This window comes from Neorhizobium galegae (assembly GCF_021391675.1).
In the GTDB taxonomy this organism is placed as follows: Bacteria; Pseudomonadota; Alphaproteobacteria; order Rhizobiales; family Rhizobiaceae; genus Neorhizobium; species Neorhizobium galegae_B.
This window is the reverse complement of record NZ_CP090095.1, coordinates 526,096-551,567: the sequence shown is the minus strand read 5'-3', so window position 1 is coordinate 551,567 and position 25,472 is coordinate 526,096. Positions and strand designations below refer to the sequence as shown.

The 25,472-nt window shown below is 61.0% G+C and carries 26 protein-coding genes and 1 pseudogene; 15 read left to right on the top strand and 12 right to left on the bottom strand.

Features of this window, described 5'->3' with window-relative positions:
* Positions 1-16 precede the first annotated feature (16 nt).
* Positions 17-973: a signal peptide peptidase SppA gene (gene sppA / locus LZK81_RS02695; RefSeq protein ID WP_233955123.1), complete on the bottom strand. Its 957-nt coding sequence runs from the start codon at positions 971-973 to the stop codon at positions 17-19.
* A 207-nt stretch (positions 974-1,180) separates the two neighbouring features.
* Between sppA and lptC the strand changes: the two genes are divergently transcribed.
* The 6 genes from lptC to ptsN all read left to right on the top strand — a co-directional run bounded on the left by lptC (position 1,181) and on the right by ptsN (position 6,346).
* Positions 1,181-1,849, top strand: coding sequence for an LPS export ABC transporter periplasmic protein LptC (gene lptC, locus LZK81_RS02690; protein WP_046603115.1), 669 nt, complete (start codon positions 1,181-1,183; stop codon positions 1,847-1,849).
* A gap of 12 nt (positions 1,850-1,861) precedes the next feature.
* On the top strand, positions 1,862-2,416 hold the full coding sequence (locus LZK81_RS02685; protein WP_046603114.1) for an LptA/OstA family protein: 555 nt from the start codon (positions 1,862-1,864) through the stop codon (positions 2,414-2,416).
* A gap of 12 nt (positions 2,417-2,428) precedes the next feature.
* Complete coding sequence (gene lptB, locus LZK81_RS02680) at positions 2,429-3,235, top strand: LPS export ABC transporter ATP-binding protein (RefSeq protein WP_370649287.1); 807 nt, start codon at positions 2,429-2,431, stop codon at positions 3,233-3,235.
* A 189-nt stretch (positions 3,236-3,424) separates the two neighbouring features.
* On the top strand, positions 3,425-4,981 hold the full coding sequence (gene rpoN / locus LZK81_RS02675) for an RNA polymerase factor sigma-54 (RefSeq protein ID WP_233955121.1): 1,557 nt from the start codon (positions 3,425-3,427) through the stop codon (positions 4,979-4,981).
* A 248-nt stretch (positions 4,982-5,229) separates the two neighbouring features.
* Positions 5,230-5,805: a ribosome hibernation-promoting factor, HPF/YfiA family gene (hpf, locus tag LZK81_RS02670; protein ID WP_037079483.1), complete on the top strand. Its 576-nt coding sequence runs from the start codon at positions 5,230-5,232 to the stop codon at positions 5,803-5,805.
* A 76-nt stretch (positions 5,806-5,881) separates the two neighbouring features.
* Complete coding sequence (ptsN, locus tag LZK81_RS02665) at positions 5,882-6,346, top strand: PTS IIA-like nitrogen regulatory protein PtsN (RefSeq protein ID WP_046603112.1); 465 nt, start codon at positions 5,882-5,884, stop codon at positions 6,344-6,346.
* A 199-nt stretch (positions 6,347-6,545) separates the two neighbouring features.
* On the opposite strand, the gene grpE is transcribed toward ptsN, so the two are convergent.
* A complete protein-coding gene (gene grpE, locus LZK81_RS02660; RefSeq protein ID WP_046603111.1) occupies positions 6,546-7,187 on the bottom strand; it encodes a nucleotide exchange factor GrpE in 642 nt (213 codons plus the stop codon).
* Positions 7,188-7,303: 116 nt separating this feature from the next.
* A complete protein-coding gene (hrcA, locus tag LZK81_RS02655; RefSeq protein ID WP_037079489.1) occupies positions 7,304-8,383 on the bottom strand; it encodes a heat-inducible transcriptional repressor HrcA in 1,080 nt (359 codons plus the stop codon).
* A gap of 175 nt (positions 8,384-8,558) precedes the next feature.
* Here hrcA and rph point away from each other — a divergent pair, with 175 nt between their 5' ends.
* The 4 genes and pseudogenes from rph (at position 8,559) to hemW (ending at position 11,559) form a co-directional block, all read left to right on the top strand.
* Entirely contained in the window at positions 8,559-9,275 is a 717-nt protein-coding gene (gene rph / locus LZK81_RS02650; protein WP_046603110.1) for a ribonuclease PH, read from the top strand.
* 22 nt (positions 9,276-9,297) lie between these two features.
* The gene (locus tag LZK81_RS02645; protein ID WP_233955119.1) at positions 9,298-9,705 is read left to right on the top strand and encodes a VOC family protein; all 408 of its coding nucleotides are present in this window, start codon (positions 9,298-9,300) and stop codon (positions 9,703-9,705) included.
* Between the two features lie 8 nt (positions 9,706-9,713).
* A pseudogene (gene rdgB / locus LZK81_RS02640) lies at positions 9,714-10,359 on the top strand (RdgB/HAM1 family non-canonical purine NTP pyrophosphatase).
* A 6-nt stretch (positions 10,360-10,365) separates the two neighbouring features.
* Entirely contained in the window at positions 10,366-11,559 is a 1,194-nt protein-coding gene (gene hemW, locus LZK81_RS02635; RefSeq protein WP_233955118.1) for a radical SAM family heme chaperone HemW, read from the top strand.
* 10 nt (positions 11,560-11,569) lie between these two features.
* Here hemW and LZK81_RS02630 read toward each other — a convergent pair whose 3' ends face one another.
* The 6 genes from LZK81_RS02630 to mutM form a co-directional block, all read right to left on the bottom strand.
* On the bottom strand, positions 11,570-12,163 hold the full coding sequence (locus LZK81_RS02630; protein WP_233955117.1) for a class I SAM-dependent methyltransferase: 594 nt from the start codon (positions 12,161-12,163) through the stop codon (positions 11,570-11,572).
* A 9-nt stretch (positions 12,164-12,172) separates the two neighbouring features.
* Positions 12,173-12,790, bottom strand: coding sequence for a LysE family translocator (locus LZK81_RS02625; protein ID WP_233955116.1), 618 nt, complete (start codon positions 12,788-12,790; stop codon positions 12,173-12,175).
* A gap of 5 nt (positions 12,791-12,795) precedes the next feature.
* Positions 12,796-14,361 carry a chromosomal replication initiator protein DnaA gene (gene dnaA / locus LZK81_RS02620; RefSeq protein ID WP_046603104.1) on the bottom strand — a complete coding sequence of 522 codons (1,566 nt, stop codon included), beginning with the start codon at positions 14,359-14,361 and terminating at the stop codon, positions 12,796-12,798.
* An 857-nt stretch (positions 14,362-15,218) separates the two neighbouring features.
* Positions 15,219-15,485 (bottom strand): 30S ribosomal protein S20, encoded by a 267-nt coding sequence (rpsT, locus tag LZK81_RS02615; RefSeq protein ID WP_038594489.1) that lies wholly within the window; start codon positions 15,483-15,485, stop codon positions 15,219-15,221.
* 191 nt (positions 15,486-15,676) lie between these two features.
* Positions 15,677-16,450: an enoyl-CoA hydratase gene (locus tag LZK81_RS02610; protein WP_233955115.1), complete on the bottom strand. Its 774-nt coding sequence runs from the start codon at positions 16,448-16,450 to the stop codon at positions 15,677-15,679.
* Positions 16,451-16,482: 32 nt separating this feature from the next.
* On the bottom strand, positions 16,483-17,361 hold the full coding sequence (gene mutM / locus LZK81_RS02605) for a bifunctional DNA-formamidopyrimidine glycosylase/DNA-(apurinic or apyrimidinic site) lyase (RefSeq protein ID WP_046629371.1): 879 nt from the start codon (positions 17,359-17,361) through the stop codon (positions 16,483-16,485).
* A 152-nt stretch (positions 17,362-17,513) separates the two neighbouring features.
* Between mutM and ubiE the strand changes: the two genes are divergently transcribed.
* From ubiE to LZK81_RS02585, 4 genes are all read left to right on the top strand, one after another.
* Positions 17,514-18,290, top strand: a complete 777-nt coding sequence (gene ubiE / locus LZK81_RS02600; protein WP_233955114.1) for a bifunctional demethylmenaquinone methyltransferase/2-methoxy-6-polyprenyl-1,4-benzoquinol methylase UbiE — start codon at positions 17,514-17,516, stop codon at positions 18,288-18,290.
* 4 nt (positions 18,291-18,294) lie between these two features.
* A complete protein-coding gene (gene ubiB / locus LZK81_RS02595; protein ID WP_046629370.1) occupies positions 18,295-19,857 on the top strand; it encodes a 2-polyprenylphenol 6-hydroxylase in 1,563 nt (520 codons plus the stop codon).
* Positions 19,858-20,006: 149 nt separating this feature from the next.
* Positions 20,007-21,368, top strand: coding sequence for a hypothetical protein (locus LZK81_RS02590; RefSeq protein WP_233955113.1), 1,362 nt, complete (start codon positions 20,007-20,009; stop codon positions 21,366-21,368).
* On the top strand, positions 21,355-22,131 hold the full coding sequence (locus tag LZK81_RS02585; protein WP_046603098.1) for a periplasmic protein: 777 nt from the start codon (positions 21,355-21,357) through the stop codon (positions 22,129-22,131). The genes LZK81_RS02590 and LZK81_RS02585 overlap by 14 nt, the downstream gene beginning before the upstream one ends.
* Positions 22,132-22,179: 48 nt before the next feature.
* On the opposite strand, the gene LZK81_RS02580 is transcribed toward LZK81_RS02585, so the two are convergent.
* Positions 22,180-22,734, bottom strand: coding sequence for a glyoxalase superfamily protein (locus tag LZK81_RS02580; RefSeq protein ID WP_233955112.1), 555 nt, complete (start codon positions 22,732-22,734; stop codon positions 22,180-22,182).
* A gap of 224 nt (positions 22,735-22,958) precedes the next feature.
* On the bottom strand, positions 22,959-23,318 hold the full coding sequence (locus LZK81_RS02575) for a hypothetical protein (protein ID WP_046603096.1): 360 nt from the start codon (positions 23,316-23,318) through the stop codon (positions 22,959-22,961).
* A gap of 127 nt (positions 23,319-23,445) precedes the next feature.
* Here LZK81_RS02575 and coaBC point away from each other — a divergent pair, with 127 nt between their 5' ends.
* Positions 23,446-24,651 carry a bifunctional phosphopantothenoylcysteine decarboxylase/phosphopantothenate--cysteine ligase CoaBC gene (gene coaBC, locus LZK81_RS02570; RefSeq protein WP_233955111.1) on the top strand — a complete coding sequence of 402 codons (1,206 nt, stop codon included), beginning with the start codon at positions 23,446-23,448 and terminating at the stop codon, positions 24,649-24,651.
* 3 nt (positions 24,652-24,654) lie between these two features.
* Here the strand turns inward: coaBC and LZK81_RS02565 are convergent, their stop codons facing one another.
* The gene (locus tag LZK81_RS02565; RefSeq protein WP_046609569.1) at positions 24,655-25,449 is read right to left on the bottom strand and encodes a class II glutamine amidotransferase; all 795 of its coding nucleotides are present in this window, start codon (positions 25,447-25,449) and stop codon (positions 24,655-24,657) included.
* Between the last annotated feature and the right edge of the window lie 23 nt (positions 25,450-25,472).

Below are 25,472 nucleotides of genomic sequence, written 5' to 3'. Positions count from 1 at the left end.
TGAAAAGTTTAGATATTTAACCGCGCCCAACCTGCCAAACGGAGACAAGACCGTCAAGAAACAACTTGTCTGCGCCGAAGGTGCGAAGGGCGTCGGGAGTGATTGTCTGGCCGAAACCGGAGAGCTTGAACAACTCGCTGACGGCGCTCGCGAACCAGAAGGACGAGGAGGAATTATGCTCCTTCCAATCAACGACCGGCAGGTCCTTGGAAACGCCACGCGATTCAAAGTAGGCGCGGATGTCCTCCTCGCCGCCCAGCTTGTCGACAAGCTTGGCGTTGAGCGCCTGGCGGCCGGTGAAGATCGTGCCGTCCGCGAGCTTCAGAACCTCGTCGCGCGGCAGCTTGCGGCGATCGGCAACGAGATCGACGAACCAGGCGTAGCTGTCCATGACCATGTTGCGGATCATCGTCTTGGCTTCCTCGCTTGCCGGATGGAAGGGCGACGGCTCGGCCTTCAGCGGCGCGGACTTGATCTCCTGCAGCGAGACGCCGATCTTCTTCATCACCTCGTCGATCTGCGGGTATTGGAAGATCACCCCGATCGATCCGGTGATCGAGCTTTCGCCCGCGACGATCTGATCGCCGGCCGTGGCGATCATGTAGCCGGCAGAGGCGGCCAATGTGCGGATATCGGAAACGACGGGCTTCTTTTCGGAAACCTTTCGGATCGCCTTGAAGATGCGCTCGCCGCCATAGGTCGTCCCGCCCGGCGAAGAGATCGAGACGATCAGCGCCTTGGCCTGGCTGCTTTGGGCGATCTTGTCGAGGCGCTCCAGTAGGTCCTTGTCATCCGTGATCATACCGGAGATTTCGATGCGGGCGACATGCGGCACCGCAGATCCGACGCCCTCGCCGGCAACGACACGGTAAAGCGCGAATCCGATGCCGACGAGGAAAACAAGTGCGACGACCCGCCAGAAACTCAGCTTGCGGCGCAGGGAACGCCGGTCCGCAATTGCCATTTGATCCATAAAAACCACCTTCGAGATGAACCGCCGTTGCTAAATAGGCTCTCTAGCGTGTTTTGCAGCGGGCCACATCACGTTTTTATGTTGTCCATTATTGTTTGTTGATTGAATCAAAACCATATTGGCGGACAAAGCAAAGCTCGCAACCGCTCCATCCGGCACAACCGGGATGAGAACGGAGACGGGCTAAAAAGGAACTGTCCGGCACTCATGCTGCAGCATATTCGAAAAACGGCAGGCTTTGCGGCGGCGCTGGAGCCGCGCGCGGATGCCTATCAGGCGGCGCTGGCGCATTCCGCGATCGTGCGCAGGCTCAAGATACTGCTGCCGATCCTGGCCGGCGTGATTTCGGCCGCCTTCATCGGGGTCTCGATCATCCGCGCCTATCTGCCGGAGAACCTCTCGATTGAAAACGCCCGGATCGAAAACGGCAAGATCGTCATGGAGCGGCCGGCGATCTCTGGCCGCAACAAGGACGGCATCAGCTATTCGATGACCGCCAACCGCGCGCTGCAGGATATCCAGAACTCGAACATGATCACGCTCGAGGACGTCAAGGCCGCCGTACCGGTCAACGACGACGTGATCGCCCGGGTGACCGCGACAGCCGCCGACTTCGACCGCGGCACCGACATGCTCGATCTCAACTCCCCGTTCGACGTCAATCTGAGCAACGGGATCACCGCCCGCTTCAAGTCCGCGCATCTCGATATCAACGCAGGTGTGATGGAATCACCCGAGCACGTCGATATCTCCATGAAAGAAGGCTCTATTGTTGCAGAGTCTTTAAAGATAACGGATAAGGGGCGTACCATCACCTTCAAGGGCCAGGTTCGCGTCCATCTCGATCCAGCCACCATCCGCAACCAAGGCAAGTAGAGCCCGGCCGTCATGATCAATCGCCGCCTTCTTACACGCAATACCGCAGTTCTGATCGCGGCAGGATTCATCTCCTGTCTGGCAGCGACCGCACATGCCCAGACCACCACCAGCCAGATGGAAGGCCTGAAGCTTTCCGGCGACCAGCCGATCCAGATCCAGAGCGACCAGCTCGAGATCAAGGAGCAGGAAAAGAAGGCCTATTTTACCGGCAACGTCCAGGTCGTGCAGGGCACGACCACGATGAAGGCCGGCAAGATGACGGTCCTTTATACCGGTGAAGGTGGCTCGGTGACCTCAGGCAGCGCCGATATCGACAAGATCTTTCTTGACGATACGGTATTCCTGACCTCGGGAACGCAGCAGGCGACCGCCGAGAAGGGCGAGTTCGACATGAAATCCCAGACCTTCGTGCTTTCTGGCAAGCAGGTCGTGCTCTCCGAGGGGCCCAACGTCTTCAAGGGTTGCAAACTCACCGTACTGATGGAAACCGGCCAGGCCAAGCTCGACGCCTGTGGCGGGCGCGTCGAAATCCTGCTCGACCCGAAATCGCGACCAAAGCAATAATAGACATTTGACGTGAAAATACCGTTCCTCCCCAGTCTGTCGGCAAGGAAGCCGTCCGCGCCCGAACCCTTCGTCGTACGCGATAAAGCGCGCTACGAGGGTACGCTGGTCGCGCATGGTCTTTCGAAGACCTACGATACCCGTCGCGTCGTCAACGGCGTGTCACTGGTCGTGCGCCGTGGCGAGGCCGTCGGGCTGCTCGGGCCGAACGGTGCGGGCAAGACGACCTGTTTCTACATGATCACCGGCCTGGTGCCGGTGGACGAAGGCATGATCGCGATCAACGGCAACGAAGTCACCCACATGCCGATGTATCGCCGCGCCCGCCTGGGCGTGGGTTATCTGCCGCAGGAAGCCTCGATCTTCCGCGGCCTGACCGTCGAGGAGAACATCCGCGCGGTGCTGGAAGTGCACGAGCGGGACAGGGACAAGCGGGAGACCAAGCTCGACGAGCTGCTGGAAGAGTTCCATATCAGCCAGCTGCGGAAATCGGCGGCCGTGGCGCTTTCCGGCGGCGAACGCCGGCGCCTCGAAATTGCCCGGGCGCTTGCGACCGACCCGGCCTTCATGCTGCTCGACGAACCTTTTGCCGGCGTCGATCCCATTTCGGTCTCCGACATTCAGAACCTCGTACGCCACTTGACGGCGCGCGGGATCGGCGTTCTGATAACGGATCACAACGTCCGCGAGACGCTGGGCCTGATCGACCGGGCCTACATCATCCACGCGGGCGAAGTGCTGACGCATGGCCGGGCAGACGATATCGTCAACAACCCGGATGTTCGCCGTCTTTATCTCGGTGACAAATTCAGCCTCTAGGCGCGAATTGGTCGTTGCAGCGCGACAAAGAAATTTACTTTCCCGCACTGCAGCGCTTGACCAAATCTTTCAAAAAAGCAATTCTTGTGCCAGATGCAAATTTGGCCTTGTGGGGCTCGGCGAAGTCGAGCGTCCACCACTCCATGACCGGGTGGTTCAAGGGGATTGCAGGGGAGTTTCGCGTCCGCCATGGGTTTATCCGCTAATCTTTTCCTACGCCAAACCCAATCGCTGGTGATGACGCCGCAGCTGATGCAATCCATCCAGCTGCTGCAGATGACGCATTTCGAACTCAACCAGTTCATCGCCCAGGAAGTCGAAAAGAACCCGCTGCTTGAAATTACGTCAAGCGAGAGCGAAAACGACGCGGAAACAGGCTTCGAAACCGCCGACGACTTTGCCCCGATCGAAGACCGCGAGAGTTCGGCGGCCGCCGAAGTCGATAGCGACTGGTATGAGGGCTCCTCCTCCATCAGCGCCGAAAGGCTCGGCGAAGGGCTCGATACGGGCTTCGAAAACGTCTTCCCGGACGACGGCCCGGTGCGGCGCGCCGATGCGCCGGAACTGCTCAGCCAATGGAAATCGATGCCGGGCGGCGAGTCCGGCGAAGACTACGACCTGGATGATTTCGTCGCCGGCCAGGTGACGCTGCGCGACCACCTGAACCAGCAGATCCCCTTCCTGATCGTCGATGCGGCCAGCCGCCTGATTGCTCAGCATCTCGTCGATCAGCTCGACGAGGCCGGTTACATGCTGGGCGACATCGAGGAGATCGCCGCCCGCCTCGGCAGAAGCTCCGAGAATGTGGAGGCCATCCTGCACTCGCTGCAGACGCTCGATCCGCCGGGCGTCTTTGCCCGATCACTCAGCGAGTGTCTGGCAATCCAGCTTCGGGAAAAGGACCGGCTCGACCCGGCCATGGAAGCACTGATCAGACATCTGGATCTGCTCGGCAAACGCGATTTCGCCTCGCTTCGAAAGATCTGCGGTGTCGACGACGAAGACCTGATCGACATGCTGGCGGAAATCCGCGGCCTCAACCCGAAGCCCGGCGCGGGTTTCGAGCGCGGCATGTCAGAGACGATTTCGCCGGATATCGTCGTGCGCGCAGCGCCCGACGGCGGCTGGATGGTGGAACTCAATCCGGACACCCTGCCGCGCGTTCTGGTCAACCATACCTATTTCCAGACGGTGTCGAAGAATTGCCCGAAGAACGGCGACGATCATAATTTCCTGTCCGACTGCATGCAGAACGCCAACTGGCTGACGCGCAGCCTCGACCAGCGGGCCAAGACGATCATGAAGGTGACGACCGAAATCGTCCGCCAGCAGGATGCCTTCCTGATGCACGGCGTCGATCACCTGCGGCCGCTCAACCTCAAGACCGTTGCCGAAGCGATCAAGATGCATGAATCCACGGTCAGCCGCGTCACCTCCAACAAATACATGCTGACACCGCGGGGCCTGTTCGAACTCAAATATTTCTTCACGGTGTCGATCGGCTCGGCAGAAGAAGGTGGCGACAGCCATTCGGCCGAGGCCGTGCGCCACCGGATTCGCCTGCTCATCGCGCAGGAGACGCCGGATGCGGTGCTTTCGGACGACGATATCGTGATCAGCCTGAAACGCGGCGGCGTCGAACTTGCGCGCCGGACCGTCGCTAAATACCGCGAGGCGATGAACATCCCCTCCTCCGTTCAGCGCCGCCGCGAAAAGCGTGCGATCGCCGGGGTCGCGGCATACTGAAACGCGGCCGAAACAGGCGGTTTTCCACAGGCCTACGTAGAAATCCCGAGACCGGCCACCGTTGACATTTAAAACATCGGGCGCTAGAAGCCCGCCGCAACTGCACGGGACATGGCACGAAACGTATCCCATCATCCAGACAGACACCGATTGCAGCAATTTAGCGCGGTGACGTGTGAACGACTTGGATGAGGGGACGGCTTGGCGTAGACTGGAACACGCAAGTCACGACAAGAAGGAAGAACTCCATGAGTGTGCGTGTATCCGGTAAGCATATGGAAATTGGCGATTCGTTCCGTCAAAGGATCGAGGACCAAATCGGAGAAGCGGTTACAAAATACTTCGACGGAGGCTATTCGAGCCAAGTCATCGTGGAAAAGGCTGGTTCGCGCTTTTCTGCCGACTGCAAGGTGCATCTCGATACCGGGATCGTCCTGCATGCGGCCGGCGAGGCGAATGATCCACAGATCAGTTTCGACGCCGCAGCACAGCGGATCGAAAAGCGTCTGCGCCGCTACAAACGGCGGCTCAAGGATCATCATGCCGGCAACCATGTGAATGGTTATGCGGAAGTTGCCTACACTGTTATGGACAGCGTACCGGATGAAGGGGAGGAAGTGCCCGAGGATTTCGCGCCGACCATTGTCGCGGAAAGTTCGAAGCAGTTGAAGACGATGACGGTCGCAAGCGCCGTCATGGCACTTGATATGACAGACGAGCCTGTTCTTCTGTTCCGCAGTCCCGGCAAGGAACATCTGAACATTGTGTACCGCCGCAATGACGGTAATATTGGCTGGATCGATTCCACCAATATCAAGAACTGACACCTGGGGAGAGCGTCGGAGACGGCGCTCCCCTTCGCCTAGGGCACAAGCTCTTGCGGCACGAAGGATGACGAGAATGGCATTGGCAGATTTGCTGCAGCAAGATGCGATTATTCCTGCCCTAAAGGTAAATTCCAAAAAACAGCTATTGCAGGAGCTGGCGGCCAAGGCTTCCAAGCTGACGGGCGTGAGCGAACGAGAAATCTTCGACATCATCCTGCAGCGCGAAAGGCTCGGCTCCACCGGCGTCGGCCACGGCATCGCCATCCCGCACGGCAAGCTCAACAGCATCTCGTCGATCAAGGGTATTTTCGCGCGCCTTGAAGCGCCGGTCGATTTCGAAGCGCTCGATGACGAGCCGGTCGATCTGGTGTTCCTGCTGCTCGCACCCGAAGGCGCCGGCGCCGACCATTTGAAGGCCCTGTCGCGCATCGCCCGCGTCCTGCGCGACCAGGAACTTGTCGCCAAGCTGCGCAAGACCGATTCCGCTTCGGCGATCTATGCCTTCCTCAACGAGCAGCAGGCAAACCACGCCGCCTGACCGCATACACATTCGTGGGGACGAAACGAACCGCCCGGCCGCTGACAAAGCGCCGGGCGGTTTTGTTCTTGAGCCGCCGTTTTAAGGGGAAGATCTACGTGGACTTGGCGGAGCGGGCGCTTGCCGTCAGGATTGCGAAACGCCGACTGAAGGTCCGGCGCAAAGCGAAAAGCGGGCTTGCGCCCGCTTTTCAAAGCTTTCAGGCATTTTTCTCGCCGGCGGCTTCCGCGGAGACTTCCGCCTTCGGGCCGCCCTTTGCAACACCGACCATGGCGGGGCGCAGCACGCGTTCGCCGATCGTGAAGCCCGCCTGGACGACCTGAACGACGGTATTGTTCGGGACAGCAGGGTTCGGGATCTCGAACATGGCCTGATGGAAGTTCGGGTCGAACTTCTGACCTTCCGCATCGATCTTCTTCACACCGTGGCGTTCCAGCGCCGACAGCATGGAGCGTTCGGTCAGCTCGACCCCCTCCAGAAGCGTGGTCAGCGATGCATCGGCTCCGGCGCGCATCTCGGCCGGCACGGCGTCCAGCGCCCGGCGCAGGTTGTCCGAAACGGCGAGCATGTCGCGCGCAAAGCCAGCCGCCGCATAGGACTTTGCGTCCTTGATTTCGCGTTCGGTGCGGCGGCGCAGGTTATCCATTTCGGCCGCCAGCCGCAGGAAGCGGTCGCGCAGCTCGTTATTTTCGGCTTTCAGCAATTCCAGCGGATCCGGTTCGGCGGCAGGCGCCTCGGCATTCTTCTGGTTGGCCGCGTCCTCAAGAGCAGATGCAACAGCTTCAACCGTGTTCTCCGCGGCAGTTGCGTCAGGTCCGTTCTTGTTGGTTTCGTCGGTCATGACGGTCTCCGGTTATTCTTGGCTTGGATTTACGGGCTTGGATTTGTGCCCGATATCGAGGTTTAAAGTGAAAAAATCAAGGCTTGATGGGAAAATTGGGCGGCTCCGTCGTGAATTCAGCGCGACAGCCTGGCAAGCAGCTGCGCGGTGTAATCCACCATCGGCACGATGCGCGAATAGTTGAGCCGCGTCGGCCCGATGACCCCGACGGCGCCGACGATCCGGTCTTCGCCGTCACGATAGGGCGCCACGATGAGCGAGGAGCCCGACAGGGAGAACAGTTTGTTTTCCGAGCCGATGAAGATTCGCACGCCCGGTCCCTTCTCAGCGAGATCGAGGATTTCGATCAGGCTGTCCTTCTTTTCGAGATCGTCGAAAAGCAACCGCAGGCGATCGAGATCGGCGACATCCGCCAGGCCTTCGAGCAGATTGGCCCGGCCGCGGACGATGAGCTGGGTCGGCTTGCCTTCCTCGCTATCGCCGGACCAGACCGCAAGACCGCGCTCAACCAGTTCCTGCGAGAGCGCATGGAGCTCTCCCTGTACCTGATCCTTGAGCGTCTTCAGCTGGCCGCGCAATTCCGGCAGCGTCTGGCCGCTCAGGTGGGCGTTGAGGAAATTAGCCGCCTCGGTCAGCTGCGACGATGTCACGCCGGCCGGAAGTTCGATAATACGGTTTTCCACCTGGTTATGATCGCCAACCAGCACCGCAAGCGCCTTGGTCGGCTCGAGACGAATGAACTCGACGTGCTTTAGGACCGGGTCGCTCTTGGTGGTAATGACGATCCCGGCGCCGCGCGAGACGCCCGACAACATGCGGCTCGCCTCCGCCATCAGGCTTTCCATCGGCTGATCGCGATCCGCGGGCCGGATCTGCCGGTCGATATTGGCACGCTCCTCGGCGGAGAGATCTCCGACCTGCATGAAAGCGTCGACGAAAAAGCGAAGCCCTGACTGGGTCGGCAGGCGGCCGGCGCTGATATGCGGGGAGTAGATGAGCCCGAGCTCCTCGAGATCGCTCATCACATTGCGCACCGACGCCGGCGACAGCGATATGGGCAGCAGGCGGGAAAGATTTCGGGAGCCGAGCGGTTCGCCGGTCTCCAGATAGCTTTCCACGATGCGGCGGAAAATTTCGCGCGAACGGTCATCGAGCACAGAGCCGCTGTCCCTACCCGTCGATGCCGAAAATCCCATCTAGACCTTCACCGTTCCGTTGATGTTTTCACAAAATATAGTCATTCGCCGCCCCTTCTCCAAAGGGAAAATCACCGCAGCCACAATCGGCTACTGTACACGCATTAGGCCTTTTTCTTTGCAAAAGCTTGACCGGAGCCGTAGAAGGCGAAAACAGAAATCCAGGGAGTGAAGCATGCGGCCTTCAGGCAGACAGTTGAACCAGATGCGCAAGGTCTCGTTCGAGCGCAATTTCTCCAAACATGCGGAAGGCTCCTGCCTCGTGAAATTCGGCGACACGCATGTGCTGTGTACCGCGAGTCTCGAAGAAAAGACGCCGCCGTGGCTGCGAAACAGCGGCAAGGGCTGGGTGACGGCCGAGTACGGCATGCTGCCGCGCGCCACCGGCGACCGCATGAAGCGCGAAGCCGCCGCCGGCAAGCAAGGCGGCCGCACCCAGGAAATCCAGCGTCTGATCGGCCGCTCCTTGCGCGCCGTGATCGATCTCGAAGCGCTCGGCGAAAAGCAGATCACCATCGACTGCGACGTCATCCAGGCGGATGGCGGCACGCGCACGGCCTCGATCACCGGTGGCTGGATTGCGCTCTACGACTGCCTGAAGTGGATGGAAGCCCGCTCGATGACCAAGGTCGACAAGGTGCTGAAGGATCATGTCGCGGCGATCTCCTGCGGCATCTTTGCCGGCCAGCCGGTTATCGACCTCGACTATATCGAGGATTCGGCTGCGGAGACGGATGCGAATTTCGTGATGACCGGCACCGGCGGCATTGTCGAGGTGCAGGGCACGGCCGAGGGCAAGCCTTTCAGCCAGGAGGAATTCCTGAAGCTTTTGGCACTGGCTCAGGACGGCACGCAGGAACTGGTGGCGATGCAGAAGCAGGCGATTGCCTAAAACTCGCTGAAAGAGGTGCTGTTTGATCGAAGGCATTCTCGAAACCGCACTTTATGCTAACGATCTCGATGCCGCCGAGGCCTTCTATGGCGGCATTCTCGGCCTCGAAAAGGTTCTGCGCGCCGGCAACAGGCATGTGTTCTTCCGTTGCGGGCCGGGCATCCTGCTGATCTTCAATCCTGCCGAGACGGTGAAGCCACCACCGGCCGGTGCATTGCCGGTTCCACCCCATGGCGCGACAGGCCCGGGGCATATCTGTTTTCGCATGACAGGCGAGGCAATTGACTTGATCAAGGAAAAGCTCAACAAGGCAGGTATTGCCATCGAAAGCGATTTCCGCTGGCCGAACGGTGCCCGCTCAATCTATTTCCGCGATCCGGCCGGCAACAGCCTGGAATGCGCTGAGCCCAGGCTCTGGGATATCAAATAGGAATTGTAATGCGCAAGCTCGAGACCAAGACGATCGTCGTTGCCAGCCACAATGCCGGGAAAATCCGCGAAATCGCCGAACTGATCGGTCCCTTCTGGCTTCTCGGCGAAATCCGCCGCCGAACTGAAATTCGAAGAGCCCGACGAAACGGGCACGACATTCGAAGAAAATGCCGCAATCAAGGCGCTCGCATCTGCCAAGGCCTCCGGACTGCCGGCGCTGTCGGATGATTCCGGTATCGTCATCGACGCGCTCGACGGCGCACCGGGCGTCTATACCGCCAACTGGGCGGAGCGCGAGGACGGCAGCCGTGACTTTCAGATGGCGATGGAGAAGGTCGAGAAGGCGCTGGAGGAGCGCGGTGCAACAAGGCCGGAGCAGCGTAGCTGCCGCTTTGTGAGCGTGCTTTGTCTCGCCTGGCCGGACGGGCACACGGAAATGTTCCGCGGCGAGGTGGAAGGCACGGTGGCGTGGCCGCCGCGCGGCACCCAGGGTTTTGGTTATGACCCGGTCTTCCAACCGGAGGGCTATGATATTACGTTCGGCGAAATGAGCAGTGATCAGAAACATGGCTGGAAACCCGGCGAACCGGAAGCGCTCTCGCATCGCGCCCGTGCCTTCAAGCGTTTCGTCGAAACCTGCCTGGAGGCTTGAGGCGCTTTGAATTCAGCCGCTCCTCTTTTGCGCGATACCCTTCTGCCTGATACGGGCGAGCCGGGCTTTGGCGTTTATGTGCATTGGCCGTTCTGTGCGGCCAAGTGCCCCTATTGCGACTTCAACAGCCATGTGCGCCACCAGCCGGTGGACCAGCCGCGCTTCACCGCCGCCTTCCTGAAGGAAATGGAAGTGATGCGGCGCATGAGCGGTCCGAAGACCGTTACCAGCATCTTCCTCGGCGGTGGCACGCCGTCGCTGATGGATCCTGCCACGGTCTCGGCGATACTCGACGGCATCGCCAGACATTGGCATGTTCCTGACGGTATCGAGATCACCATGGAGGCCAATCCCTCCAGCGTCGAAGCGACCCGCTTCCGCGGCTATCGCGCTGCCGGCGTCAACCGCGTCTCGCTCGGCGTGCAGGCACTCAACGATCCGGACCTCAAATTCCTCGGTCGGCTGCATGACGTTGCCGATGCCCTGAAGGCGATCAGGCTGGCGCGGGAGATCTTTCCGCGCATGTCCTTCGACCTCATCTATGCGCGGCCGAAACAGACGGTCGAGGCCTGGGAAGCGGAGCTGAAGGAAGCGATATCCTACGCGGTCGACCATTTGTCGCTCTACCAGCTCACCATCGAGGAAGGCACGCCCTTCTATGGCCTGCACAAGGCCGGCAAGCTGATCGTGCCGGACGACGACCAGTCGGCGGCACTCTACGAGGCGACGCAGGAGATTACCGAGCGGTTCGGCATGCCGGCCTACGAGGTTTCCAATCACGCCCGGCCCGGCGCGGAAAGCCGCCACAACCTGACCTATTGGCGCTACGGCGACTATGCCGGCATTGGTCCTGGCGCCCATGGGCGTCTGATGCGCGGCAGAAACAAGATTGCGACCTCCACCGAGCGGCGTCCGGAAACCTGGCTGGAACAGGTGGAACGCATCGGCCATGGCATGCTGGATGAGGAAATCCTCGGCTACGACGAACAGGCCGACGAATTGTTGCTGATGGGCCTGCGTCTGCGGGAAGGCGTCGATCTCGCCCGCTGGCAGCAGCTTTCCGGCCGCGACCCGGACCCGATCCGTGAGGAACGGCTGCTGGAATACGGCTTCATCGAGCGCCTCGGCAATTCGCGGCTGCGCTGCACGCCATCCGGCATGTTGATCCTCGATGCGGTGGTTGCCGATCTGGCTTGCTAAAATCCTGCGTTTAGACTTTTACCGCCAGCACATGCAGCCAGTCGGTCGGCTTTTTGTCGTAACCGCTGCCGTGCACCTCATCGATATCGACAGAAGTCCAGGCGACCCCCCCATAGGCCGCGCTTAGCCAGGCCTTGGACGGATAGTTATAATAACGTCCGAGGCCATCATAACCTTCGGCTTCGCCAGCCTTGAAGCTCGCGTAGAAGACGCCGCCCGGGCGCAAGGCCTTGTGAATGCGGCCGAGGATGCCCCCGAGCTCCGCCCGCGGCGCATGCAGGAGGCATGCATTGGCCCATATGCCGTCAAACGCCGAGACCGCGTCGATCTCCCCGAAACGGAGCACGCCAACCGGCCTGCCCAGATGTCTGGCGGCCTCCTCCGCCATCTCCGGCGTGCCATCCGTGGGCGTGGCGTCGAAACCCCGCGCGATCATGACCGCGCTATCCCTCCCGCTGCCGCAGCCGAGTTCGAGGATGGCGGCACCGGGCGCGAGTTTTGACAGGAAACTATCGAGGTGGCGCGTGCTCGGTGCGGAACTCGCCGCGTAGGTTGCCGCGTTTTGGCTATAGAAACGGGTCGTCGAATCCTTTTCGATAGCCATTCATGATCCTCAACGCTGCGACATCAGCAGCTTGGTGCCAAAGCCCACGAAGACCATGCCGACACCGAGATCGATCTTCTTCTTGGCCTTGAGATAGGCCGCCGCCACCGATCGGTGGGTGATCAGCGCGACCAGGAAGGTATAATAGACCGTCGATACGGCGACCATGACGGCAATCGCCGCAAGTCCATACAGGAAGGGCGTGCCGGCCGGCATGGTTGCGGCGAAAAGACTGGCGACGAAGAGCGCCGATTTCGGATTGGCAAGATTGGTTGCCAGCCCCATCCGGTAGGCGGTCTTGAGCGGCACCTCGATACGAGCCGCCACGATATCAGCCGACCGACGCGACTTTCGCGCATCCAGGAATATCTTCAATCCAAGCCAGACGAGATAAAGCCCGCCGACGATCTTAAGCGCCACATAGGCAAAGGGAGCCGCCTGAAAGAGGGCATTGATCCCCAGCCAGCCGGCAAAACCCCAGCAGAGCGTGCCGGTGATAGTGCCCATCGCCGCCAGGATCGGCACACGGCGCGGCGCCGTCAGCGCATAACGCATGACCAGAAGCGTATTGGGCCCTGGCGTAATACACGCCACGGCCCAGATTGTTGCGACAGAAAGCAGAAACATGGATTTTAAGCGTTGTTCTCGTTGATCAGCCGTTTCAAGAGTTCTACCTCGTGGCTGAGCTTCGTGTCACCCGAAATCAGGTCCTCGATCTTTCGGACGGCATGAAGGACGGTCGTATGATCCCTGCCGCCGAAACGGCGACCGATCTCCGGGAAGGAACGCGGCGTCAGCGTCTTCGACAGATACATGGCGATCTGGCGCGGCTTGACGATGACGCGGGTGCGGCGGTTCGAGACCAGTTCCTGTCGCGACACATTATAGTGACGCGCGACGATGCGCTGGATGTCCTCGATGCGGACGCGCTTGGCTTCGCCTGCGCCCACCAGATGCGCGAGCAGCTCATCGACACGCTCGATCGACAGAGAGGGCTCGAAGGAGCGGCGGAACAGAAGCTGGTTGAACGCGCCTTCCAGCTCGCGACCGCTGGCGGTCACATTGCGAGCGACGTGGCTCAGGATTTCCGCCGGGATATCGAGCGACGGATCGTCCTGGCGGGCAGTCGCCAAACGGCCCTTGATCATCTCGAGACGCATTTCGTAGTCCGGCGCTTCGACTTCGATCGCCACCCCACCCTGCAAGCGCGAACGGACGCGCGGATCGAGCGATTCCAGTTCCCAGGGCGCCCGGTCGGCAGCAACCACCACCTGCTTGGCGCTGTCGAGCAGCATGTTGAGGAGATGGCAGAACTCGTTCTGGATCATCTTGCCCTGCAGGAACTGCATGTCGTCGATGATCAGCAGGTCGATATTGCGCAGCGAGTCCTTCAGCGTCAGCGCGTCGTTGTCGCGGATCGCGGTCGCGAAACGCCACATGAAATATTCCGCCGTCAGGTAGACGACCCGCGGCATGCGCTCGCTGCCGACGGCCGCATTGGCAATCGCCTGCAGAAGGTGGGTCTTGCCGAGGCCGACGCCCGAATGAATGAAGAGTGGATTGAAACGGACCGCGCTGGCGCCGGCTTCAGCGATGGTCTTGGCGGCAGCAAGCGCTACCCGGTTCGACGGGCCCTCTACGAAAGTGTCGAAGGTAAAGCGGCTGTCGAGCGGGGAGCCGAACAGCGGTCCGGGAGCCTGGGTAGAACGCGCCGACGCAGCAGACGGCGACGGGAAAGTTGCGATCTTGCCAATCTCGCGGGGGCCCTGAGAACGTGGAAACGAAGCAACAACAGCAGGTTCCGGGGCCAGACTACGCTCTTCACCTGCCACAGGCGCCTTGATGCTGCGGCTTGCGCTGCGCACCAGGATTTCCACCTTCAGGATCTCGGCGTCTTCCGCCTGGAATATGGTGGTGATGAGATCCAGGTAACGATTGTTGATCCAGGACTTCAGAAAAGTGGTCGGTACCGTGAGCCGAACAACGCTCTTTGAGACGGAATGCAGCTTCAAACGCCCGAACCAGCTTGCATAAACATCCTGACCGACCTGTGCCTTCAGACGCGCACTAAACCGCTCAAAAAGAGCATTATGCTTCATTTCCGTCGTTTCCCCTGCCGCCTGGGAGCAACTAGAATCAAATGCCTGCCGCGCGTGGTCCCCATTACCTGCACGGGCTGATATAGTATTCATATGCATAATTCGCCGCCTTCCAAATCTCGTAGCCTGGCGGTTCTCGTTAACGCCGCCAGAACAAACTTTGTTTCAAGGCATAGCAAACCATTCCCAATCATTGAGAACCGTCGCCGCCCGTCCCCTTGTGTTTCAAAACCTTCTCTCGTCCTCGCAGCCGATCGAAAGTTACGCCCAGCCCGCCTCGTGAACGGTCTGCGCTTGCGGAAGCCACCCCACATATACGAACGCCCTCATCCTCATCATGAGCCGTCCGAACCTCTTCCACCTCCTTCATCCGGACACCGGACCGGATCGCGTTGACAAAAACCGGCCGTTTCCGGAAATGCCAATTTCCGGATCGCAACCGATGGTTATCAGGAAAACGGGAGAGTTTATCCCGTTGCAAAGGGTAAAAGTCTGCCTGCCGTCCACCATGTGACGGTAACCGGCAGCCCTCTGAAGTAATCCCCGCGCCCCTTGCTGAAGGCCATTTAGGCAGGATCAAATGCCAAGATCAATGATGAATTTTACGCAAAATTAAGAGGCGGGCGTTGACTCCACGAGCGTGATTTGAATGTCACAGAGGCATTCATGGAGAATCGCTGTTGAATCAATGGGATTCAAAAATGACATACATTCTGAACGATCGTTCACAGAAAAAATAAAAATCTTCTTGACTCCACCTGGGGGCTTTTGGCCATCGCCAAAGTCACCCACAGACTCATAGACCTCCAGTAAGTCATTGATTAAAATAACTATTTTCTGTCACGCCGGTGACACGAAATTGTTAATGAGCCGGATAAATATAAGGAGGCCTGAGAGAATCACAAAAAGCCCGGTCGAGAGGACCAGGCTTCATTATGATACAGTTTGTGAAATGATCAGGCCGAAAGAGCCTTCACACGTGCAGCAAGACGGGACACCTTGCGGGATGCCGTGTTGCTGTGAAGCACGCCCTTGGTGGCGGCACGCTGGATTTCCGGCTGGGCAGCCTTGAGGGCTTCGGCAGCAACGGTCATATCGCCGGAAGCGATGGCTTCCTCGACTTTACGGATGAAGCCACGAACGCGCGAGCGGCGGGACTTGTTGACTGCGGTACGGCGAGCGATCTTGCGGGTCGCTTTTTTCGCCGAAGTTGTATTGGCCATTTCATGCCTCTCTACGAATTCGAACCAAACTCCGCCGTTGCCGCGCCGGTCCTTGCGACCATCAATCCAGCAATTCGGGAGCAATAGAGGAAGCCGTGATCAGGCTTTCCCAACTGTGGGCGGGCATATAACCGGAATACCCGCCCCAGTCAACGCGCATTTTGGCGGATGACCATCCGCTTTTGCGCGATTTACCGGTTGGAGAACTGCGGCTTGCGCTTTTCCACGAAGGCGACCATGCCTTCCTTCTGGTCGGCAGTCGCAAACAAAGAATGGAAAAGCCGCCGTTCGAAGCGCAGGCCTTCGGCAAGCGTCGTCTCAAAGGAACGGCTGACGGCCTCCTTGGCCATCAGCACCGCAGCGCGCGGGAAGGAGGCGATCTTCACTGCCGCCTCGACCGCCTCGTCGATCAGCCGTTCCGGCGAAACGATGCGCGACACCAGCCCTGCCCGCTCGGCTTCCGCGACATCCATCATCCGGCCGGTCATCACCATGTCCATCGCCTTCGCCTTGCCGACCGCTCGCGTCAGCCGCTGCGAGCCGCCCATGCCGGGAATGACGCCGAGGGTGATCTCCGGCTGGCCGAACTTCGCGGTTTCCGAGGCGATGATGAAATCGCACATCATGGCGAGCTCGCAGCCACCGCCGAGCGCGAAGCCGGAGACGGCGGCGATCATCGGCTTGCGGGTGGCGGCAATCGCCTCCCATCCGGAGATGAAGTCGTTGACATAGGCCTCGACGAAATCGATGCCCTGCATTTCCTTGATGTCGGCGCCGGCGGCAAAGGCCTTTTCCGAGCCGGTCAGCACGATCGCACCGATCGCCTCGTCCTTGTCGAAGGCGGCAAGCACTTCAGTCAGTTCGGCCATCACGGTCGAGTTGAGCGCATTCAGCGCCTTCGGGCGATTGAGGGTGATGAGCGCGACGGCGCCCCGGGTTTCGGTCAGCAGGGTTTCGTAGCTCATCTGGTGTCTCCTCTTTATGCTTCTGGCAGCGGTTATTTCTGACAGACGGGGCAATAGAATGTGGAGCGGCCCGCCTGGGTGATGCGTGCGACGGTACCGCCGCAGCCCGGCGTGCGGCAAGCGCCGCCTTCCCGATCGTAGACGGAGAAGGAGTGCTGGAAATAACCAAGCGAGCCATCCGTCTGGATATGGTCTCTCAGCGACGAGCCTCCGGCGGCGATCGCATCGGCGATGACATCGCGGATCGACTGGTTGAGGAGGACCAGCTCCTTGTTCGGCCTGCCGGTCTTGGTCACGACACTGCCGGCGGCGCGTTTCGGCGAAAGATGCGAGCGCCACAGCGCCTCGCAGACATAGATATTGCCGAGGCCGGCGATCACCGTCTGGTCGAGCAGCGCGCCCTTGAGCGGCTGGCTCTTGCCTGCCAACCTCGCGGCCAGATAATCCGCATCGAGCGCATTGCCAGTCGGCTCCGGCCCGAGCTCGGCAAAGGCCGGATAGAGATCGAGCTCGCTGCGCTTCCACAGCTGCATGAAGCCGAAGCGGCGCGGGTCATTATAGATGACGCGCAGCAGGCCTTCCTTCTGTCTCAGATGGAAGACGACATGATCGTGTTTCTGATCCTTCGAACGCGGATGGTGGAACTCGCCGAGCGCATCGTTCTCGATCCGAAACGATCCCGACATGCCGAGATGGCTAATCACGGTCAGATCATCCTCCAGGTCGATCAGCAGGTATTTGGCGCGCCTGCCGAGCGAGACGATGCGGCGTTCGTTGACGGCACCGGCGAAATTCTCCGGCAGCGGAAAGCGCAAGTCCGGACGGTTGAGCTCCAGCCTGGCGATCACCGCACCTTCCATTGCCGGGGCGAGACCGCGCCGGACGGTTTCCACCTCTGGCAATTCGGGCATGATTGACTAACTTCCTGTTTCAACGACATCGCGCCTGGTCTATAGACCGGACCGGATGTCGCACCCATCTTATGAATACGCGCCACAGATAGCGCGGGATGCGCGACTTCGCTATGGTCGCCGACCAGAAGAGAGACGTTAGGAGTTCACCGATGACCGAAGCCCGTACCAGCGCCGACGGCGGGATGGAAACATCCTATGGCTTCCGCAAGGTCGCGGATGGCGAGAAGCAGGGCCTCGTCAACGACGTCTTCCACAAGGTCGCCAAACGCTACGACGTGATGAACGACGTGATGTCGGCCGGCATGCACCGCGTCTGGAAGGATGCGCTGATTGCCTCGCTCAATCCGAGAAAGGACGTCGGCTACAAAACCCTGGACGTGGCCGGCGGCACCGGTGACGTCGCTTTCCGGATCGTCGAGGCTTCCGACCGTAAGGCGCACGTGACCGTGCTCGACATCAACGGCTCGATGCTGGGCGTCGGGGCCGAGCGCGCCGAGAAGAAACGTCTTTCCGAAAACCTCGCCTTCGTCGAGGCCAATGCCGAGTCGCTGCCTTTCGAGGCGAATTCCTTCGACGCCTATACGATCGCCTTCGGCATCCGCAACGTGCCGCATATCGACGTGGCGCTGAAGGAGGCCTATCGCGTGCTGAAGCGCGGCGGACGGCTGCTGGTGCTGGAATTTTCCGAAGTCGAGATGCCTCTTCTCGAGCGCTTCTACGAGGAATGGTCGTTCAAGGCGATCCCTCGCTTCGGAAAGATGATCACCGGCGAGGCAGAGCCCTATCAATATCTGGTGGAATCGATCCGGAAATTTCCGAACCAGGAGAATTTCGCGGCGATGATCCGCAATGCGGGTTTTTCGCGCGTCACCTACACCAATTATACCGGCGGCATCGCGGCGCTGCATTCCGGCTGGAAGCTCTGAACGCATGAGCACGATCGGCGCTTATTTCCGGCTTGCCCGCGTCGGCTGGGTTCTTGTGCGCGAGGGCGTGGTATCGGCACTGCCGACCCAGGACATGCCGCCTTCCGTCGGCCTTATCAAGGCACTGGTCGAACCCTTGGCGCGGTTCCGCTCCAAGACGCAGGCGCGCAGCGAGCGGCTGACCCGTGCCGTCGACCGGCTGGGGCCTTCCTATGTCAAGATCGGCCAGTTCCTTGCGACCCGCCCGGATGTGGTCGGCGTCGACTGGGCCGTCGATCTCGCCATGCTGCAGGACCAGATGGCCTTCTTCCCGACCGAGACCGCGAAATCAGCGGTCGAGGCATCGCTCGGCCGGACGATCGGCGACCTCTATTCCTCCTTCGGCGAGCCGATTGCGGCCGCCTCGATTGCCCAGGTCCATCCTGGCGTCGTCAATGACAGGAAAGTGGCGATCAAGGTGGTGCGCCCGGGCGTGCGCCAGCGTTTCGCCCATGACATCGAAAGCATGTATCTCCTGGCGCGCATGCAGGAACGCTTCATGCGCTCCAGCCGCCGGCTGCGACCGGTCGAGGTGACGCGGACGCTCGAACAGACCACCAAGGTGGAGATGGACCTGCGCCTGGAAGCGGCAGCACTCTCCGAGATTGCCGAAAATACCAAGGACGATCCGGGCTTCAGGGTGCCGCTGGTCGATTGGGAACGCACCGGCCGCGACGTGATCACCATGGAGTGGATCGACGGCGTCAAGATGTCGGACCTGGCGGGGCTTCGCGCGGCCGGCCACAATCTCGAAAAGCTCGCCGAAGTGCTGATCCAATCCTTCCTGCGCCATACGCTGCGGGACGGCTTTTTCCATGCGGACATGCATCCCGGCAATCTGTTCGTCGATTCCGCCGGCACGATCGTCGCGGTCGACATGGGCATCGTCGGGCGGCTCGGCAAGAAGGAGCGCCGTTTCCTCGCCGAAATCCTCTACGGCTTCATCACCCGCGACTACATGCGCGTCGCGGAAGTGCATTTCGAGGCGGGTTACGTGCCGGCCCATCACGACGTGGCGAGCTTCGCCCAGGCGATCCGCGCGATCGGCGAGCCGATCCACGGCCAGCCGGCCGAAACGATCTCCATGGCGCGGCTCTTGGCGCTGCTCTTCGAGGTCACCGACCTGTTCGAGATGCAGACCCGTACCGAACTCATTCTCCTGCAGAAGACGATGGTCGTGGTCGAAGGCGTGTCGCGCATGCTCGATCCGCGCTTCAACATGTGGAAGGCCTCAGAACCGGTCGTCGGCCAATGGATCCGCGACAATCTCGGACCGAAACGCATCGTCTCGGACCTGCGCGACGGGGTGAAAGCCGCCGTCAAGCTTGCCGAGGCTCTTCCGGAAATCGCCGCCAAGACGGAGACGCTACACCAGGAACTCGTCTATATGAGCGAGCACGGCCTGCGCTTCGATCCTGAGACGACAGAGGCCATAGGCAGGTCGGAGGCGCGACACAATCGTTCGGGGCGCGTCGCGCTCTGGATCATCGCGCTGTCGCTGCTGTATCTCGCCTTCACGCTCAGCTGAGGTTTGTCCGGTCGCCTGATGATGCGGAAACCCTGCTCCGCAAGGGCTTTCGCCATATTGCAACTCCAAAGCGGCCTTTATTCCGCCGAGTTCTCATTCTCTGTTAAGGAATACATTCCTTTGGGGACTTGGCCTTCCGGAGACGTTTCATGGCGCTAGGCGCAACTCAACGCTTGCATGACGGCGTCGCCGCCGTCGAGACGATGACCCGTTTCGCGCTTGCCGTGCTGGCGCTGGCATCCGGCGTCTACACCTATCTCGGCGCGCGCAGCATTCTCGACGGGTCGCCGACGGCCGTGTTTTTTGCGGCGGTCATCTACTCCGCTTCGGTTTCGGTCGGCATCTATGCCTTCTGGTCCTATATGGCCCGGTTCTATCCGCATGTGACGAGCCGTGGCGGCCGCACCGCCATGCTTGGCGTCATGGCGGTCGGCGCTGCGATGATCCTTGCCATGTCGAGCTGGCTGAACGCGGCGGCGCTTGCCGGTTCCGCGGCCGTCGAGCAGCATCTTTCCGAAACGGTCGAGGACTATACCGCCGATCTCGATCGCGCCCACCAGAACGCACTCGCGGCCCAAAACCTGCTGCCGGATATCCAGCGTGCGTCCGAACGTTTCGCCCAGCTCGCGGGCGTCGAGCGGCAATCCGGTTCGCTCACCGGCACGACCGGTTCGGGGAGCGTCGTGCAGCTTCTCAGCCAGATGTCGGCGCAGATGAAGTCGCTTTCAGCCAACATCAATGCCTCACGCGAGCAGGTGGACGGCCTCTTCGCCCAAGGGCAGAAACGGCTTGAGACGATGCGTTCGCTGGTCTCGGCACCGGGCACGATCGAGCCGCGTGCCGACCAGTTTTCCACCGAAGCCGTGGCGCTGACCGGTGTCATCACCTCGCTGGCGCAAACCTCGATCGCGCCGTCGATCCGCCGCGCGGCGGACGACCTGTCGGTCGGGTTCATCGCGCCGGTACCGGATGGCGGTGCGGCCGATCTCGTCAACCGCCAGAACCAGGTGATGGACACCGTCCGCACCTCGGTCACCGCGCAATCCAAGGCGCTCGCCAAGGCCGCCGACGAAATCCTCGCCCGCCCGCCGGTTCAGGAGCGCCGTTTCGTGCCGCTCTCCTCCGCCGAAGCCGTGCTGCATTATGCGCAGGATTTCATTCCCGCCTGGGCCGGCGCTATTTCCATCGACCTCCTGCCCGGCGTGATGGTGTTCATTCTCGCCACCGTGCATGGTGCGATCCGCCGCCAGGAGGAAGATCTGCCCTTCGCCGAACGGATCACCGCGGCCAAGCTTCTCAGGGCGCTGGAAGTTCAGCGTGCCGTCACGGCGAGCGGGGTGAACATCGAGCAGACGATCGCCAAGGCGGAAGCCGACGACAAGACATTCGCGCCAAGGCCGCAACCGACACCTGAATCAACGCCGGAACCAGCGTCCGAAGCCGAGCCGAACAATATCACCGCCATCGACCTCAAGTCGCGCAGCCGGGACCGGACGCATGAGGATCGGTGAGGCGATCAGCAAACTCGATGAAGGCGTGCTGATGCGCGGCGCCTTCTATATTCTTCTCTCGGCCGCAGCGGTTTTCCTCGTCGTCGATATTCGTGACATGACGGCAATGAACGCCGCCCTGCCTGGCTTCGATCCGATGCACGAGGACCAGCCCGTGCTACCGCCAGCCCTGACCGAAGGCGTCCCCGCAGCGCCGCCGGTACAGCCGGCCAGCCCCAGGGAAGTGCTGCGCAAGCCGATTACCTTCGAGCTCACCACGGGCGGCGTGCTGCTCGCCGAAGGGACGATCGACCCGGGCGCCGCCGCCCGCTTCTCCAAGGAGATCGAAACGCGCGGGGAATATGTGAAGACGGTGACGCTTAACTCCCCCGGCGGCTCGGTGGACGATGCGCTCGCCATGTCGAAGCTGATCCGCGACAGGAAGCTCGATACGAAGGTGGCGTCGAAGGCGCTCTGCGCCTCTTCCTGCCCGATCGTATTTGCCGGCGGCGTCGGGCGTTTGGCGGAGAAGGATGCGGTGATCGGCGTGCACCAGGTGTTCAACGGAGCCAAGGACCGGCCGTCGGCGGAACAGGCGATGTCTGCCGCGCAGGCGACCACCGCACGGGTCGCTCGCCATCTCGACCAGATGGGCATCGGCGCGGGCCTCTGGATCCATGCGCTCGAAACACCGCCGGACCGGCTCTATTACCTGACGCCGAAGGAAATGACGGATTTCAAGCTGACGACCGAGCCGCTCGCGACCGCCAGGAAGAAGATCTAGCGTATCATTGGGCTTGAACGCCGCGAGCAGACCGGCCCCGGGTCAGGCTTACGGCTTGATCTCCCGCTCGCAGAAGGTGATGCGGTTGCTGAACGGGTCGGTGACAGTCACTTCCAGTCCCCAATCCGCCTGTTCGAGCCCTGGCTTCATGTACTGGTAGTTCCTGCCGATCAGCTCCTGCTGAAAGGCGCGGGCGCCCGTCATCGGCACAAAGACCCTTGCGCCCGGCGACGCATCGCCTGCATGTTCGGAGAGGTGCATCAGCATGCCGCTTCGCGAGATCTGGCAATAGAGCGGGAAGTTTTCGCCGAAGCGGTGTTCCCAGTCTACGGTGAAGCCTAAGAAATCGCGGTAGAATTCCATCGCCTTGTCGACGGAGAATATCCGGAAGATCGGGATCGCCGGCTGGATCGACACCGCATCCCGTTTACTTTGCTGCGGCTCTGCCGCATCGATCCTTGCAGCAAGAATATTCCAGTTGTCGTAGCCGAACTGTGTCGCAACCAGCTCCAGGACCTGGCTATGCGTCAGCTCGACCTTACGCTCGGCAAGCGCCTGGCGCAGGCTTTTCGCCATCAGTTTTGCATCGCGGAAATCGCGCATCTCATCATCCTTTCAACAGACGAACAAAGACCGCTCAGGTCCCATCAATCAGCGCCCGCATTGCTGATCCGTTCGTCATCGCTGGCCGGATCGGCAAAGGATGAGAGGCGGTGGATGCATTCACTTTGGCGCTTGAAGGCGCCGCGGGCGGCTGGCCGCATCCGGCCGCAAACAGGAGTAATGCAGTCCAGAAATTCGCGCAAGATGTTCGGATTGCTTTCGCGTCAGTGCGTGACCGGTTCCGGGAAAATCCGGCCCTGCTTCGCCTTGGCACTTGCCTTGAAGAGCGGGCGCGTCGGGCCGGTGACGACATCGATGGCTGCGGCGGTCGCGCTATCGATCGCCTCGCCTGCCACGCTTGCGGCAAGGGCGCGTCTGCGGCCGCTTGCCTTGCCGGGTTTACGGATGTCGGCCCGCTCGTCGGTCAGGACGGTGGCGGCAGCATTGGCACCGGCAACGAGGGCTCTTGCCAGCATCTGCCGACCGGTGCCGCTCGCCAGCATGTTGCGCAGCAATGACGACCTGCGCACGGATTTCGGCACCTTGAATCCGGCTATCTTCTTCGGGATGAAATTCTTTTTCATGGCGGTTCTCCTTTGCAGCCGAACTCCCGTCAGCTGCAACTGTTCCGCGGCGCCATCCGTGGGGAAGGCAATTGCAACTCGGCGGCCAAAGGCTTAGCTTCCCGCCATTCTGGCATCGGGTAATGGCATGGAACTCTCCGGCAAGCGCATCCTTCTGATCATCTCCGGCGGCATTGCCGCCTATAAGAGCCTCGATCTCATTCGCCGGCTTCGCGAGCGGGGGGCATCGGTTCGTCCGATCATGACCAAGGCGTCCCAGGAATTCATCACACCGCTGGCGGTCGGCGCGCTATCCGCCAGCCATGTCTATATCGATCTGTTTTCCCGCGAGGACGAGCAGGATGTCGGCCATATCAGGCTCGCCCGCGACAACGATCTTGTGATCGTCGCACCTGCCAGCGCCGACCTGATGGCCAAGATGGCGCATGGGCTGGCGGACGATCTCGCGAGTGCGGTGCTGCTTGCCACCGACCAGCCGGTCCTGGTCGCGCCTGCCATGAACCCAAAGATGTGGGCCGCACCCGCGACCAAGCGCAATGTCGCGACGCTGAAGAGCGACGGCATCCATTTCATCGGTCCGATGGCGGGCGAGATGGCCGAAAGCAACGAGGCCGGCACCGGCCGCATGGCCGAGCCGCTGGAGATCGTCGCGGCAGCGATCAGCCTGCTGGACGGCACGCCAAAGCCGCTTGCCGGCAAAAAGGTGATCGTCACATCAGGCCCGACGCATGAGCCGATCGACCCGGTGCGTTATATCGCCAACCGCTCCTCCGGCCGGCAAGGCCATGCGATTGCCGCGGCGCTCGCAAAGCTCGGCGCGGATGTGACGCTCGTCTCCGGACCGGTGACCATACCCGATCCGGTCGGCGTAAAGACCATACATGTGGAACGCGCCGAGGAAATGCTGGAAGCGGTGACCTCCCGGCTGCCGGCCGATATCGCCGTCATGGTGGCAGCGGTCGCCGACTGGCGCGTCGCCTCGTCGGCCGGCCAGAAGATCAAGAAGCAGCCGGGCGAGGCCCCGCCTCCCCTGCTACTGACCGAAAACCCGGACATCCTGAAGACCGTGGGTCATCACCAAAAGCGGCCCAAGATAGTGGTCGGCTTTGCCGCAGAGACCCAGGATATCGAAAAGAACGGCCGCGCGAAACTGGAACGCAAGGGCGCCGACCTGATCGTTGCCAACGACGTCTCACCGGAAACCGGCATCATGGGTGGCACCCGCAACCGGGTGAAGATCATCAGCGCCAAAAGCGTCGATGAATGGCCTGATCTCGACAAGGACGAGGTGGCAGAGCGCCTTGCCGCACTGATCGCCTCGAAGCTCGGATAGATCTCAAGCCGCTTCGGACAGCGCCTTCGGCCGGAAGAGCGTAGCCTGGAGGCCATCGGCCCCAACCACGACGGCGCTGCCGTCAGGGATTTCCACCCAGGTATCGACTTCATCGTTGAGCGGCTCGGAAACAAGGCAATAGCCCGTCTTGCCGCCCATCGGGGCCGCGTAGAGCGTCGGCGGTTTATGGTCGGTGGCATAGCGCACCGCATAGAGTTCGCGGCCGTTGGAATAGGCGGCGGTGAAGCGCACCAACGCCTCGCCCGATTTTTCGAGAGACAGGTCCTCGACCGCGGCGATCGCCTTTTCCATGGCCTGGAACGGGTCGGTATCCAGGCCGAATTGCAAGGCGAGCAGGAAGAGAAGTTCGGAATCCGTCGTGCCGTTGCGGGCATCGAAAAGCGCGTCGGAGAGCATGCCCTCCATATGCCGGCGGATGCGCTCGAAGCCGGAAATCTGGCCATTGTGCATGAACGACCAATGGCCCTGGACGAAAGGATGACAATTGTCGCGCCGCGTCGCGCCATGGGTTGCCGCCCGTACATGGGCGAGGAAGAGCGGCGAACGGATCTGCCGCGCCAGGCTCTTCAGATTGCAGTCCGACCAGGCGGGCAGGATGTCGCGGTAACGGCCGGGCTCCGGCCGGTCGCCATACCAGGCGATGCCGAAACCATCACCATTCGTCGCGGTCTTGGCGCGGGTGGCGCAATGAGACTGCTCGATCAGGGAATGGGCCGGCGAGGAGACGAGTTCTTCGAGATAAAGAGGTTCGCCACGATAGGCTGCCCAACGACACATGGGTCTTTCTGCTCCGACGTTGC